This is a genomic window from Flavobacterium hungaricum (assembly GCF_015182285.1).
Classification (GTDB): domain Bacteria; phylum Bacteroidota; class Bacteroidia; order Flavobacteriales; family Flavobacteriaceae; genus Flavobacterium; species Flavobacterium hungaricum.
The window spans coordinates 1,003,271-1,018,442 of the sequence record NZ_PRDM01000001.1 but is presented as its reverse complement, the minus strand read 5'-3'; the positions used below and the strand labels follow the sequence as shown (position 1 = coordinate 1,018,442).

Annotated in this window: 12 protein-coding genes; 5 read left to right on the top strand and 7 right to left on the bottom strand. The window is 34.7% G+C overall.

Annotated features, from left to right (window positions below; translation table 11 throughout):
* Positions 1–182 precede the first annotated feature (182 nt).
* Entirely contained in the window at positions 183–1,223 is a 1,041-nt protein-coding gene (locus tag C4F50_RS04420; protein ID WP_193845207.1) for an agmatine deiminase family protein, read from the bottom strand.
* A gap of 164 nt (positions 1,224–1,387) precedes the next feature.
* Here C4F50_RS04420 and C4F50_RS04415 point away from each other — a divergent pair, with 164 nt between their 5' ends.
* The 3 genes from C4F50_RS04415 to C4F50_RS04405 all read left to right on the top strand — a co-directional run bounded on the left by C4F50_RS04415 (position 1,388) and on the right by C4F50_RS04405 (position 5,115).
* Positions 1,388–1,984 (top strand): hypothetical protein, encoded by a 597-nt coding sequence (locus C4F50_RS04415; RefSeq protein WP_193845206.1) that lies wholly within the window; start codon positions 1,388–1,390, stop codon positions 1,982–1,984.
* Between the two features lie 150 nt (positions 1,985–2,134).
* Complete coding sequence (locus C4F50_RS04410; protein ID WP_193845205.1) at positions 2,135–3,652, top strand: choice-of-anchor I family protein; 1,518 nt, start codon at positions 2,135–2,137, stop codon at positions 3,650–3,652.
* 203 nt (positions 3,653–3,855) lie between these two features.
* Positions 3,856–5,115 (top strand): OmpA family protein, encoded by a 1,260-nt coding sequence (locus C4F50_RS04405; protein ID WP_193845204.1) that lies wholly within the window; start codon positions 3,856–3,858, stop codon positions 5,113–5,115.
* Positions 5,116–5,236: 121 nt separating this feature from the next.
* Here the strand turns inward: C4F50_RS04405 and C4F50_RS04400 are convergent, their stop codons facing one another.
* The 4 genes from C4F50_RS04400 to clpB all read right to left on the bottom strand — a co-directional run bounded on the left by C4F50_RS04400 (position 5,237) and on the right by clpB (position 11,028).
* A complete protein-coding gene (locus tag C4F50_RS04400; protein ID WP_111369675.1) occupies positions 5,237–6,127 on the bottom strand; it encodes a carbon-nitrogen hydrolase in 891 nt (296 codons plus the stop codon).
* Positions 6,128–6,378: 251 nt separating this feature from the next.
* Positions 6,379–6,789 (bottom strand): hypothetical protein, encoded by a 411-nt coding sequence (locus C4F50_RS04395; RefSeq protein ID WP_193845203.1) that lies wholly within the window; start codon positions 6,787–6,789, stop codon positions 6,379–6,381.
* A 340-nt stretch (positions 6,790–7,129) separates the two neighbouring features.
* Entirely contained in the window at positions 7,130–8,014 is an 885-nt protein-coding gene (locus tag C4F50_RS04390) for a DUF808 domain-containing protein (RefSeq protein WP_193845202.1), read from the bottom strand.
* Positions 8,015–8,430: 416 nt separating this feature from the next.
* On the bottom strand, positions 8,431–11,028 hold the full coding sequence (gene clpB / locus C4F50_RS04385; protein WP_193845201.1) for an ATP-dependent chaperone ClpB: 2,598 nt from the start codon (positions 11,026–11,028) through the stop codon (positions 8,431–8,433).
* A gap of 204 nt (positions 11,029–11,232) precedes the next feature.
* Between clpB and ytxJ the strand changes: the two genes are divergently transcribed.
* On the top strand, positions 11,233–11,622 hold the full coding sequence (gene ytxJ, locus C4F50_RS04380; protein ID WP_193845200.1) for a bacillithiol system redox-active protein YtxJ: 390 nt from the start codon (positions 11,233–11,235) through the stop codon (positions 11,620–11,622).
* A gap of 83 nt (positions 11,623–11,705) precedes the next feature.
* Here the strand turns inward: ytxJ and C4F50_RS04375 are convergent, their stop codons facing one another.
* A complete protein-coding gene (locus C4F50_RS04375) occupies positions 11,706–12,869 on the bottom strand; it encodes a hypothetical protein (protein WP_193845199.1) in 1,164 nt (387 codons plus the stop codon).
* Positions 12,866–13,864 carry a DUF2157 domain-containing protein gene (locus tag C4F50_RS04370; protein WP_193845198.1) on the bottom strand — a complete coding sequence of 333 codons (999 nt, stop codon included), beginning with the start codon at positions 13,862–13,864 and terminating at the stop codon, positions 12,866–12,868. Before C4F50_RS04370 ends, C4F50_RS04375 begins: the two co-directional genes overlap by 4 nt.
* Positions 13,865–14,085: 221 nt before the next feature.
* On the opposite strand from C4F50_RS04370, the gene C4F50_RS04365 reads away from it, so the two are divergent.
* On the top strand, positions 14,086–15,138 hold the full coding sequence (locus tag C4F50_RS04365; RefSeq protein ID WP_193845197.1) for a pectate lyase family protein: 1,053 nt from the start codon (positions 14,086–14,088) through the stop codon (positions 15,136–15,138).
* Positions 15,139–15,172 lie beyond the last annotated feature (34 nt).

Sequence of the window (15,172 nt, the reverse complement as noted above, 5' to 3'; positions counted from 1 at the left end):
CATAATTAAATCTGCATTACTGCATTGTTGAACGCACGAATATAAGAAAGGTTGTTGAGACGCTCGCCAATTTGTTATGTTAAGTATATGTCAAAAAAAAGCTGCCACTAAAAGCGACAGCTTAAATAATTTTCAAAAAGGTTTTTATTGGTCTAAAAACTCTTTTCATTATCTGAAAAAATTTATACCGGAATCTGCTGACTCAAACAATGCAAAGTTCCAAAGCCCCAGATAAAATCAATACAGCTTATTCCGATTACTTCACGGTCTGGGAAACATTCTGCTAAAATATTCAAAGCCACACGATCATTGCTGTCGTTGAATGTCGGCACCAAAACACAATTATTCAAAATCAAGAAATTCGCATAACTTGCTGGTAAACGCAAATCTTCAAAGTCAACACGTTTTGGCATTGGCAACGCAACAATTACAGGCGGTTTTCCGTTTTCTAATTTTGAATTTTGAAGACGTTTCAAATTGTCTTGCAGCGGTTTGTAGTTCGCATCATTTTTGTCTGTTTCCACAATGGTCACAATGGTATCTTCATTTACAAATCGGCATAAATCATCTATATGTCCGTGTGTATCATCACCTTCTATTCCGTCTCCAAGCCAGATAACATTTGTTACGCCAAGGTATTCTTTAAAAACAGCTTCGTAATCTTCTTTGGTAAAGCCTGGATTTCGAACCTGAATTGTAGGATGCATCAAACACTCTTCAGAGGTTAATAAAGTTCCTTTTCCGTTTACATCAATTGCACCGCCTTCGACAATAACTGGTTTTCCTTTGTACACGACCTGCGTTAGAGGAACATCAATAAAATCTGCAACTTTGCCCGGAACAAATTTATCTAATTGAAAGTTTTTATATTTTGCCCAACCGTTGAAATTAAAATTCAACGCTTCTCTTTTTGAACCATTTTTTACAATAATCGGTCCCGAATCACGCATCCAGCTTCTGTTAGTTTTATGAACAATAAAAGAAACATTCGCAATATTTACACGAGCTCTTTCAAGCATTTCGGCAACTTTTTCTTTTAACTTTTCATCAGCTACGACTAAAAATACGGTTTCAAATGCTGCGACTTTTTTAATAAATTCTACAAAAGCCCATTGAACAGCCTCATATTTACCCGGCCAGTCGTTACCATTATGCGGAAAACACAATACAATTCCTTGTTGTTTTTCCCACTCTGCTGGAAATCTTCTATTATTTGTTGACATAAATTGATTCTATTTTTTAGAGTTTACAAAGATAATCATTCGTAAGGATTATGAAAACTCGAATAATGGATTCTAAATCTTCGTTAGGCAGTAATTTTAAAATCCTATCGGATTTAAAAAAATCTATATTTGTTTCTAATTCAAATCCAGCTTTAATACCGCTAATGAAAATAACTGATTTTTTGAAAATTTTCCAAACCACTTTTATCAATTTCCTTAAAAGCAAACCCTTAAACAGAAGCAACAAAAATTTCAAACAAAACTTAGCTTTACTGATATTTTTACTATCAGCCTTGTTGTTTGTATTTTCTAGTTTTAGGGTAACCGAAATTGTTCTCTCTACAGCAATCGAAATTGGCTGCATTTACGCGGGAATTAGCATGAAAAAACACGTTCACAACATGGAAAAAAATGGAATTTCTGCTAAAGCCAAAATAATCGATTTTCACATCGTTGAAAGATGGAATAACCATCACAGAATAAGACGAGAAGCGCGAAAACTCAAATATTATTATCCTATTATCGAATTTACAGATTTGAACGGTGATTCTGTAACTCAAAAAATGCCCGATGCCAGCACAACTCCAAATAAGATTGACGATTTGATTGATATCCTTTACCTTAAAAAAGAGAATCACTATGAAGTCATAAGTGACAATAATTGGAGAAAATCATACCTACCAATTATCTTTATCATTTTTGGAATGTATTGTCTTTTACACGGCCTTTCGTCGGCAATTGCTTTTTCAATTTCTCGTTAGAATATATAAGAAGATTTTTTAATGAATTTCTTTTTAAAATAACCTTTCAAGCAAATTATCTTATAAAATTTAAGTTAAAGATTAAATAATAAACTCTTAATATTCACTCGATTTCTCGTTGTTATTTTTGGCAAAACTAAAAACTAACACATGAAAAAAGTATCAATCACTTTACTAGCTGCTCTTTTGATTATGACAAGCTGTAACAATGATGAAAATTCTAACAATGAACCAGAAGTTGTGGTAAATGAAAATCCAGGAACTTTTAAAGAAATTGGTTCTATCACAATCGGCGGTGAAGCAGCAGCGGAAATCTCTGCTTACTGCGAAAAAACAAAAAGACTTTTTACAGTAAATAACAGCGGTGTAAACCAAATCGACGTAATCGATATTACCGATCCTTCAAAACCAGCAAAAATAGGAAAGATTGATCTAGCTGCTTACGAAGGTGCAGCAAACAGCGTTTCTGTTTTTGACGGAAAACTAGCGGTTGCATTAGAATCGATCACAAATAAACAAGGAAATGGAAAAGTAGCTGTTTTTAACACTTCTGACTACAGCTTAATCAAACAAGTTACTGTGGGTGCTTTACCTGATATGATTACTTTTTCTCCTGATGGAAAATATATCATGACGGCTAACGAAGGAGAACCAAACACCGATTATTCTCAAGATCCAAACGGAACTATTTCTATTATAGAAACTAGTTCTTATGCTGTAACAACTTTAGATTTTGCTTCTTTCAGCAGTCAGGCGGCAGCGTTGATCAAAGACGGTTTTAGAGTTTCTAAAGCTGCTAAAAGTTTTGCTCAGGATATTGAACCAGAATACATTACTATTTCTGATGATTCAAAAACGGCTTGGGTAACTTTACAGGAAAATAATGGTGTTGCAAAAGTAGATTTGACTTCTAAAACTATTACAAATATTTATCCTTTGGGTTTAAAAGATTACAACACGGCAGAAAATGCAATTGATGTGAGTGATAGTGATGATAAAATTGCTTTTAATCCTTGGAAGGTAAAAGGAATGTATATGCCGGATGCTATCAGTCATTTTTCTGCAAATAATGTTCCGTATTTTGTTACAGCGAACGAAGGTGATGCAAGAGAATATACCGCGAATACGGATATCAAGAGAATGAAAAGCATGAAGCTGGATCCAACCGTTTTTCCAGATGCAGCAACTTTAAAATTGGATGCAAATTTAGGAAGATTAAATCTTGTTGCCGATATGGGAGATACTGACGGTGATGGAGATCTAGACGAATTGGTAAGTTTTGGAGCGAGATCATTCTCGATCTGGAATGGAAATACTGGAAAAATTGTTTACGACAGTAAAAATGATGTTGATAAAAAAACCAACGAATTAGGTACTTACGACGATAAAAGAAGCGACGATAAAGGTTCTGAACCTGAAGCTGTAGTGGCGGTCAAAATGGGCAATCAAAATATATTATTTGTAGGCTTAGAAAGATCGGATGCTTTTATGACTTATGATGTTACAAATCCCGCCGCTCCACAGTATTTACAGACTATCAAAACGGGCGATGCACCCGAGGGAATTTTATTTATTCCGGCATCTAAAAGCCCGAATAAGAGGAGTTTACTTGTTGTAAGCAGCGAAGGAGACGGAACAGTAAAAATCTATCAGCCGGATTTGAAATAATCAAAATTTTATCAAAAATGAAGAAAGAACAAAATATTAAATTTTGTTCTTTTTTTTGCTTTTTATTGTGCTTTCTTTAAGCATTTTACATAATTAAAAGCCAAAACATGGAAATTATGTAATAGCATATAGAACGTATTCTAAAACTCGTGGTATAATTTTGCTACTGAGTTTAAAATAAAAACAATAAAATTTTTGATATCATGAAAAAGAAATTAGTATCAGTCTCATTATTATTACTATCATTCGCCGCTGGCGCACAAAATATGGCTACCACGTCTGCAAAACCAAGTGTAGATCAAGAATACAATAAATGGTCGATCGAACTTAATGGTGGTGTTAACAAGCCTACTAGAACAATGACGCCAGGTTACACTACAGAATCTGCAAACTTCTTTCACGGAGATTTAGGTGTAAGATATATGTTTAACCCTAAATTTGGTTTGAAATTAGATGTTGGTTACGATCAATTTAAAGAGAAAAAAAATACTCCTGATTTTGAAAGCAGATATGTTAGAGCAAGTTTACAAGGTGTAGTAAACGTTGGACGTGCTTTAAATTTTGAAACTTGGACCAATACTTTAGGACTTTTGGCACATGGTGGTTTTGGTGTGGCTCAAATCAGTACTGAAACTGGTTTTGGCGGACAAGACTACGTAGCACACGGAATTGCTGGTTTAACAGGACAAATTAAATTGAGCAACAGAGTAGCCTTAACGGGTGACCTTACTGGAATTGTTAATGGAAGACAAAACTGGAACTTTGACGGAATGGGCAATACTACAACAGGATCATTTGATGGAGTTTTATTGAACGCTTCTGTTGGTTTGACAGTTTACTTAGGTAAAAATCAAAAACATGCTGACTGGGTTGGTGAAGAAGATCGTTACAAAGAATTAGAAGGAAGAGTTTCAACAATAGAAACTGGGCTTATTGACTCTGATAAAGACGGTGTTGCAGATTTATACGATTTAGAACCAAACTCAATTGCAGGAGTTGCTGTTAATACAAAAGGACAGTCTATTGATACCAATCAAAATGGTGTGCCGGATGAATTAGAAAGCTATTTGGATAAAACATACGAAAAGAAAGGTGCTGGAACAGCGACAAACAATACTGTTGAAGAATTAATCAACGGTGGTTATGTGAATGTTTACTTCGATTTCAATTCGTCTAAACCAACAAATGCTTCTCTATCTGGTGTAGATTTCTTAGTGAAATACTTGAAAAACAACCCAGGAAAATCTGCTGATATTATTGGATATTCTGATGAAATTGGAAACTCAGATTACAATACAGAATTATCAAGAAAAAGAGCTGAGGCTGTGAAAAAAGTAGCCGTTAATGCTGGAATCGATGCTTCTAGATTGAATGTAATTGCCAATGGTGAAGATACTTCTGTGAACAAAAATTCTAAAGAAGCACGTCAAATCGTGAGAAGAGTTACTTTCCAAGTAAAATAAATTCTTGTTATATATATTTAAAAGACGGGTTCATAAAATGAGCCCGCCTTTTTTTTATAAAAAAGGTATAAAAAAAGGACAAAATGTATATTTTGTCCTTTTATAGTATGCGATAAATTAATTATTTATCGATTGCTCTTTTTGTAATGTCTCCAAAAGCATCAATTCTTCTATCTCTAAAGAACGGCCAGTTCTGGCGGACATTTTCCTGCAGATCTAAATCAACCTCAGCGATTAAGATTTCTTCTTTATCATGAGAAGCCTGAGCTAAGATTTCGCCTTGCGGTCCTGCAATAAACGAAGCTCCCCAGAATTGAATTCCTTCAGTTCCTTCAATATATTTTTCAAGACCAATTCGGTTCGCAGCTGCAACGAAAACTCCGTTTGCAACAGCGTGACCTTTCATAACGTTCATCCAAGCGCCGTATTGGTTCTCTCCGTATTGCTCTTTTTCTTTCGGGTGCCATCCAATCGCTGTTGGGTAGAATAAAACTTCTGCTCCTTTAAGTGCTGTAATACGTGCAGCTTCTGGATACCATTGATCCCAGCAGATTAAAGTTCCTACCGTTCCTTTTTTAGTTTCGATAGCCTGAAAACCTAAATCACCTGGAGTAAAGTAGAATTTTTCATAAAAATGCGGATCGTCCGGAATGTGCATTTTACGGTATAAACCAGCTTCTGTTCCGTCTGTATCAATGATGTAGGCACTATTGTGATAAATTCCAGCCATTCTTTTTTCGAAGAACGGAACAATAATTACTACTCCAAGTTCTTTTGCCAATTCGCTGAAAGCGATAAATGAAGTACTGTATAATGGTTCTGCTAATGCAAAATTATCTACATCTTCACTTTGGCAGAAATAATGACTGCTATATAATTCTGGAAGTAAGATCACCTCTGCGCCTTGACTGGCAGCATCTCTTACCCAGCTGATACATTTCTTAAGATTATTTTCGGCAACATCATTCAGATTTAACTGAATAACCGAGATTTTATATTTTCTTTTCGCCATGACATAAAATTTAGTCTGCAAAAGTAGTAAATTTTAAAGGAATCACAAAGCGTATCTATATTACGTTATGCCTATAAAAAAAGAGCTTTAGAGCCCTTTATAGCTGTTGTATTAAATCACGTTTAGCAGTAAATATTCTAACAATATAAACGAACAGGCTTTTGGTAAATGAGCAAAATTAAAAAAGTAAAAACACCAGCCCAAAAGCTGATGTCTTTGTATTTGCATTTTTTAATTTAAAATTAAATTACTTATTCAATAACAACCTTTTGAATTATAAATTCTGTTTCAGATTTTTTGAATTTAATTTCAACGGTTCCTTTTGCAGTGGCTTTGTATTTGTAAACGGTCTTTTTAGGTTCTGGAACTTGCTGCGTGCAAACTCCTGTTGGATATTTTGCAATTACTTGTAATCCTTTTACGTTTGCAATAGTCACTTCAGAAATTTTATCAAATTCCCCGCAGGCATTGTCTACAACGTAGGTGATATCATAACTCAATTCATCGTTTACTTTTCCCGTTGCCGGTCCTTTGATTTCGGTTACTAAAGCAGCTTTTGTAGTTGTAGTTTCTGTATTTTCGTCGTCGTCATTATTGCATGAAACTACTGCAATTGATAAAAATAATACTACCAAAACTGATTTTAATCTAAAATTTTTCATATAAAATAATAATTAATTGTTAATTACTATGAAGACAGAGCATATTTGGAAAGGTTGCTTGGGCAAAATGTTAAAAGATTTGATTCGGAAATTAAACAATTATAAATCAAAGACTTATTTGCAGAAAAAAAATTAAGTTTTACCGTTATTTCTTATGAAAAATAAAAGTTCTGGTTTAGCCCCGGTAGAAGCGGCATCCTTTTTCCTGCTGCCAGCAGGGAAAAGATACAGCGGATAACGGGACTAAAAGTGCTTTTGAAAATGTATTTTTCTGCTCCTGAACAAAAAAAAAAAACACCAGCTTTCGCTGATGTTTCTTAGAAATATATTTTTAGTTTATTTAAACTGTTTTCTTTTTGAAGATTTTTTTGATCAGATTAACAACCAGCAAAACGGCAAATCCTAAAACCAGACCTACAACAAATTCTTTTATAATGGAAGGTATTTTGATCTCTTCTGCCAAATGATGGAAATACGGAATGTAGTGTACAAAGATACCGCCTGCAACCAAAATTAAAGCAATAGTACCGATTACTGTCAAACCTTTTATCACAAGCGGAAGCGCTTTTACCAATATATTGCCTATAAAGTTAGAAATGCTTTTATCGCTTTTACTGTATTTAATAAGTTTATATCCAGCCTCGTCCATTCTTACAATAAGCGCTACTATACCATAAACCCCGACAGTTGCTACTACGGCAATAATAGAGGTTACGATTATTTGCTGTGTAAGAGGTTCTTCTATTACGGTTCCTAAAGCGATGATTACGATTTCTACAGAAAGTATAAAATCTGTTATAATAGCAGATTTTATTTTTGTTTTTTCTACTGCCAAAATCTGCTCTTCGGTCAATTCTTCGTCTGTAATTCCTTCTGATTCCTCGTGAGCATGCGGAAAGATAAATTCGTAGATTTTTTCCGCTCCTTCGTAGGCTAAAAATAATCCTCCAAGTACTAAGATCACGATGATTGCAACAGGAAGGAAGGCGCTTAACAAAAATGCAATTGGAAGAATAATAATTTTATTAAGTAATGAACCCTTACTGATTGCCCACAAAACCGGAAGCTCTCTTGATGACGCAAATCCAGAAGCTTTTTCTGCATTTACGGCTAAATCATCGCCAAGAATTCCTGCTGTTTTTTTTGCAGCAATTTTACTCATTACTGCAACATCATCCATAATTGCTGCGATATCATCTAATAGAACGAAAAAACCTGAAGCCATTTTTTTATTTAATTTTTAGTGATGCGAATCTACTACATTTTGTTTAAATCTGTCCTAAAATTTGCAATCAAAATTGGAGATTTTATTCCGTTTTTATCTACAGATCTTCAAATGTATTTTTTAACTGCACTGCCCTAAAAGAACCCAGATGATTATAAATACTAAAATAGTTCCGAAACATCCTCCGCCTAATTTTTTGGCACCGTACCCTGCAATTAATCCTCTAAATATATTGTTCATAATTTTGTGTTTTTTAATGAATTAGTAATTTTTATTTTTGCTTGAATTGAAATACTAAATTCACAATAAATCCAAAGAATTTGTTATATCTATTTACCAAAAAGTTTCAGGATTTACGGATTAAAAAAAAGCACCGGCTGTAAACCGATGCTTTCTTAAGAATTAACATTAAAAAATTAGTTTGCTGTCTGATTTCTAAAAACCAGTTTACCGTCGAAGGCATCTAATAAAATGATGCTTTCTGTTGTAATCTTTCCTGCCAGAATTTCTTTTGACAATTGGTTTAAAACTTCTCTCTGAACCACTCTTTTTACAGGTCTTGCACCAAACTGAGGATCATATCCTTTGTCTGATAAATAAGCAATTGCCTCTGGAGTTGCATCCATAGTAATCCCTTGAAGTGCCAGCATTTTGGTAACGCTTTTTAACTGCAGGCTTACAATTCTTGAAATATTATCTACCGTAAGCGGTGTAAACATGACAATTTCGTCAATACGATTGATAAACTCTGGACGCACAGTTTGTTTCAACAATCCTAAAACTTCGTTTTTAGCTGCTTCTGTTGCTGCTTCAACGCCGCCTTTTAGGTTCTCAAATTTTTCTTGTATAATCTGGCTTCCCATATTAGAAGTCATGATGATAATCGTATTTTTAAAATCGGCCAAACGTCCTTTGTTGTCTGTCAATCGGCCTTCGTCTAGAACCTGCAATAATATATTAAAGGTATCAGGATGTGCTTTTTCGATCTCGTCTAACAAAATTACAGAATACGGTTTTCTACGAACGGCTTCTGTCAATTGACCACCTTCATCATAACCCACATATCCTGGAGGCGCACCAACCAAACGGCTCACACTGTGGCGTTCTTGGTATTCGCTCATATCGATACGCGTCATGGCGTTTTCGTCATCAAAAAGATATTCTGCCAGCGCTTTTGCTAATTCCGTTTTACCAACTCCGGTTGTTCCTAAGAACAAGAAAGTCCCAACAGGTTTTTTCATATCCTGCAAACCAGCACGGCTTCTTCTCACGGCGTCACTTACCGCTTCTATCGCTTCTTCCTGCCCTACTACACGTTTGTGCAGTTCTTCTTCAAGATGCAATAATTTTTCTCTTTCTGTCTGAAGCATTTTCATTACCGGAATTCCTGTCCATTTTGCGACAACTTCTGCAATATCTTCACGGGTAACTTCTTCTTTTATTAAAGAATTCCCTTGTTGGTATTCTTGCAGTTGTTTTTGCAAATTCTCTTGTCTTTCCTGCGCTTCTTTTATTTTTCCGTAACGTATTTCGGCTACTTTTCCATAATCCCCATCACGTTCTGCACGTTCTGCTTCGTATTTAAAATCCTCGATTTCATGTTTTACAGCCTGAATTCCGTCAACAATATCTTTCTCCGATTTCCATTTGGCGTAGATTTCGTTGCGCTCTTCTTTAAGATTAGCCAATTCCATGTGCAGAATCTTCAATTTGCTTTCTTCTTTTTCACGTTTAATGGCTTCAATCTCAATCTCCAGCTGCATGATCTTACGATCTAAAACATCAAGCTCTTCTGGTTTCGAGTTGATTTCCATTCGCAGTTTAGAAGCTGCTTCGTCCATCAAATCGATCGCTTTATCTGGAAGGAAACGATTGGTAATGTATCTTTGCGAAAGTTCTACAGCTGCGATAATCGCTTCGTCTTTGATCTGAACTTTATGATGCGTTTCGTATTTCTCTTTGATTCCACGCAGGATTGAAACAGCACTTTCGGTATCCGGTTCATCAATTAAAACCTTTTGAAAACGTCTTTCCAGCGCTTTATCTTTTTCAAAATATTTTTGATATTCGTCTAAAGTTGTTGCTCCAATCGCTCTCAGCTCACCACGTGCCAAAGCTGGTTTTAAGATATTGGCTGCATCCATTGCGCCTTCTCCTCCGCCCGCTCCTACAAGTGTATGAATCTCGTCTATAAACAATACGATATCTCCTTCGGCAGCGGTAACTTCTTTTACAACTGATTTTAAACGTTCTTCAAATTCTCCTTTGAATTTTGCTCCTGCAATCAAAGCTCCCATATCTAATGAGAAAACGATTTTATCTTTTAGGTTTTCTGGAACGTCACCGTCTACAATTCTGTGTGCCAAACCTTCTGCAATAGCTGTTTTACCAACTCCCGGCTCTCCTATCAGCATCGGATTGTTTTTGGTTCGGCGCGTTAAGATCTGCAGCACACGGCGAATTTCTTCGTCACGGCCAATAACCGGATCTAGTTTTCCTGTTCTTGCTAATTCGTTTAGATTTTTAGCATATTTATTTAATGAATTATAAGTTTCCTCAGCTGAAGCCGATGTTACTCTTTCTCCTTTTCTTAATTCTTCTATAGCCGCTTTAAGACCTTTTCCAGTAACGCCTTGATCTTTTAAAATCTGCGAAACTTTGCTTTTTGAATCAAAAATGGCTAAAATTAAATGTTCGATCGAAACGTATTCGTCGTTCATTTTTTGCGCGATGATTTCGGCTTCGTTCAATGCTTTATTGGCATCTCTTGAAAGTAAAATATCGCCTCCAGAAACTTTTGGAAAACTCTGGATTGTGGCATCTAAAACTTGTAAAAATAACGGCACATTTACATTCAGCTTCTTCAAGATAAAAGGCGCCACGTTTTCGTCAACTTCAAAGATGGCCTTAAAAATGTGTTCGTTTTCTATTTGCTGCTGACCATTTCGCTGCGCTAATTGCTGTGACAACTGAATGGCTTCCTGCGACTTAATGGTAAACTTGTTTATATTCATATTTTTTTGATTTGATTGATTTTTAGTATTAAATTTTATGAGATTAAAGTTACGATTTATTGAGTTACGTTTTTTGACCCAAATAATTTAACTTTGTATTCGAATAAACAAATTATATTCCATACTAAGAAAACAGACAAAATGACGTAAAAACTTTGATTAAAAGCATTTTTACACGTCAAAAAGTCATAAAACAAGACAAATATGAGTTTTTTAAATTCAATCTTCCGAAGTTCAGAGAACTCAGAAGCTCCAAAAAGTAATGTAAACTGGACCGAATTAACGGATATTCTTCAATTGATGGAAATCGAAGCGATTTCTAATGAAAAGCCTGTTGTAATTTTTAAACACAGCACGAGATGCAGTATCAGCAGAATGGCTTTAAAACAATTTGAAAGAGAATATAATCTTGAAGGTGTTGTTGATGCTTATTTTTTAGATTTGATTGCACACAGAGATATTTCGAATGAAATTGCCAGCCGATTTGGTGTCCACCACGAATCTCCTCAATTGATTTTAATTAAAAATGGAAAAGCAGTTTATAATGTTTCGCACAGTGATATTGATGCTGCAGCATTAAAAAGTAAAGTTTAAAAAAACACCATTAAGAGATTAAGATTATAAAGTAAAAACCTTAAATTTCTTAATCTCTTAATGGTAAACATTAATTACTGTAACTAAAAAGTTCCTCCTGAACCTCCTCCGCTGAAACCTCCATCTCCAAACTCCATTGGAGAATCTGTTTTAACTTCAGGTTTCATCCCAAAAGTTGAAGCGACAATTAATGCCTCTGCATTTAAAAACCCATCTGAGTGATTGATCCTATCAGGTTTAAAAGTCAGTCCGCTTTCTTTTTCTTTTAATCTTTTTATTGAAAAATAAGCGATTGTAAATAAAACAATACCGCCAAGTGTCAAACCAATTTCTATGGGCAGCACAGAATGATAATAACGAATCGTATAGATGGTAAATGCGATTACAGCAAAATTGATCCAAAGCATGATTCGGTCTTTTGTTCTTAAAGCCTGAACTAAATAAAGAATCGGAACTACTATCGTAAAAGCATAAAAGAAAAAGGCAAACGTAATATCTGTTCCAGGCTTTACTTCGGTTCCTAAAAGTTCTGCAGAAAGCTCTCTTACAACCAAATAATTGCAAGAAAGATAAAATAATATCAGGCAGAAACTATTTGCTAACAAAAGTCCATTGTAATAATATTGCTGGTTTAGATTTTTGATTACTCTTTTGGTCAGAAAATAAAAAACAGCGGCAAAAATCATTGCTGTAAAGGGTAAAACAGCTTTACCAAGTTCGCCAAATTCAAACATTCCAAAAAACAATAAAGTGGTAACTGCGAAACAAAAAACCAGCATTGACAGCACATGCAAATAGCGTAAAAACATATACAATGCAGCAACTGATACGAAAAAAGCAATGACCATTTCATAGCCCTCTGTAGTTATTGCAATTGCACACCCAAAAGTTAAAAGTCCTCCTAATATAAAAGCATCGTCTAAACCATGATTGTGATAATTTCTTTTTGCAAGTAATGCTGCACCAACAAATCCTACTATTGCAAAAAGATAACAACATATATCTAAAAAGTCATCATTACCGCTCAATGCGATTAAAGATATTACACCACAGATTGACAAGTATAGAAAACTGCCTAAAAGAAAGAAACCAAGTCTAACTAAAATGTTGTTTTGTTTTTTAAAAGAAGGCAGTTCTTTTTCAATTAATTTCCTTTGTTCTTTACTTATAAAACCGCCTGAGTATAAAGCTGCTGCCTGATCGTCCAATGCTTCATTATCAAGTATATTTTTATCGTATATTATCATGCTGTAATTTCTTTATGAAAGTTTTTAATAAGTTTAATAAACAGTACAATCGAACTGATGAAATAAATTGGAAGAATTAATACAAATAATTCCCATATTTCTGAGAAATCAATATTTTCGAATAGTTTGAACAGAAAAACATTCACTCCAACATAGGCATATATAATCATAAAAATATAAAGCGAAATGGCTTTGTATTGGTAACTGATTTTGTAGAAATAAAAAGTCGAAACTGCTAAAATAACAGTAAAAAGTATCCATGTAAAGACATCAAAACTCACCATATTGCTTATGGAAGCAATACTGATAATGTGCAGCGCAAAAGTTAAAAAGATTAATGCAAAATGTGTTTTTAGTGCAATTCGGCGGCTGTAAATAGTCCATAGTATTAATAAAATGCCAAGCATGACGGCAGAATAACTCAAACTCTCGCTGGCATAAAAATCATTATTACTTAACAAGGTCTGCGGTGTTACGGAAAGGCCTATATAAGCTGCTAAACCTGTTACGGCTATCGTTAAAACGCTTTTATTATCAAAATAGTAAGCGCAGAAAAAGCTTACCAGTGTAGGAACTAAAGTGGCTAATCCGTAATTATCTCCAAAGGGTTTGTACTGAAACTGAAGGTAACCAATAAAAATACACGTTAAAATATTGGCTGCCAATACTAAATATTCTAAAACGGGATGCTCAAAAACAGTTTCGGTTTTCTGAAAGCCTTTTGAATTTTTAAAACAATAATAAAAACAAATTGCAATTACGATCAACAATACTGCAAGAATAGCAATGTGCCCAATTGTATCGATGTTTTCATAAATTAAAACTCCTATTCCCGATGTAAAAGAGACCACAGAGAGATATAACAAGAATTTAAGTTCTGCGTTTAAAGAAAATATATTTAAACTTCTGTACGTTTTAATTTCGTCAAACTGATTTTGGGTAATAAAACCACTTTCAAGAAGATCTTGAGTGGCCTGCTCTTTAAATTTTTCCATTGGCTTGCATAAATTGATGTTTCAAATATAAGTATTTTATGATGAAATTTTTAAATCCTGTTTTCTACAATCTTTATAGTGTAAAAATCACACTTAATAAACTTAAGATCAAAACATTAAAAACTTAAATAATTGATAAATTAATTTGAAATTCTCTTAATTATTCTACATTTGTGTAATCGATTACATTATCTATCTAAACCAATTAAACCGACATCTAAATGAAGACTTATTTTTTGCTTTTCGCAATGTTATTCTCAGGCTGCCTTCTTACTGCCCAAAATTATCTGATGAACAAACCGGAGGGCTTTGGAGCTTCTGCAACGGGCGGCGGAACCGTTGCTCCTGTGACCGTTTCTAATTATGCCGACCTAACTGCAAAATTAAAATCTAATACACCTCAGGTAATTCTGGTTTCTGGAACAATAAACTGCTCGTATACCAGCCTTTTAGTAAAAGACAAAACAGTAATCGGACTCCCTGGCGCGCGATTGGTTAATCTTGAGCAAACCGCTTCGGGATCGGGTATTTTGAATTTAAAAGAGGGTTCTAACAATATTATTATTCGAAATTTAATTTTTGAAGGCCCAGGTTCTTATGATGTTGACGGACATGATAATTTAACCTCGGAAGCCACAAATCTTTGGGTCGATCATTGTGAATTTCAAGACGGAATGGACGGCAATTTTGATAATAAAGGTGCTGCTGATAACATTACTATTTCTTGGACTAAATTTACTTATCTTAAAACTCCAAAGTCTGGTGGAACCGGAGGTGCTGACGATCACAGATTCAGTAATTTAATTGGTTCTGGAAAAAATGATTTCCCTGCTGACGGCCACTACAGCATTACTTTTAAAAACTGCTATTGGGCTGAAGGCTGCAAGCAAAGAATGCCTCGTGCCAGAAATGCAGAAATACATGTATTGAACTGTTATTACAAAACTTCTGAATCGGGTTCTGTGGCAATTGGATTAGGCGGCGGCCAAAAAAACACCACTTGTTATGTTGAGGGTACTGATTTTGAAAAAGTAGAAAAAGCGTTTAAAGAGTACATCAGTACAGACGGCGGAACGGTAGGGATTGTTTTTGACCACTGCCGCAAAGGCCCTTCAGATTTTGGTACAAAAGTAAATAAACCGAATTATCCGTACACGACTTTACCAATCGGAAAATTGGAAGAGTTTATAACCAGTAAATCTTGTGGTGCGGGAGCAACTCTGCAGGTAAATGAGAATGGTATTTTAACGGTTAGCAGCACGACTAAAAGCTAAAGATTAAAAAAACCGATTTGAGTAATTCAAATCG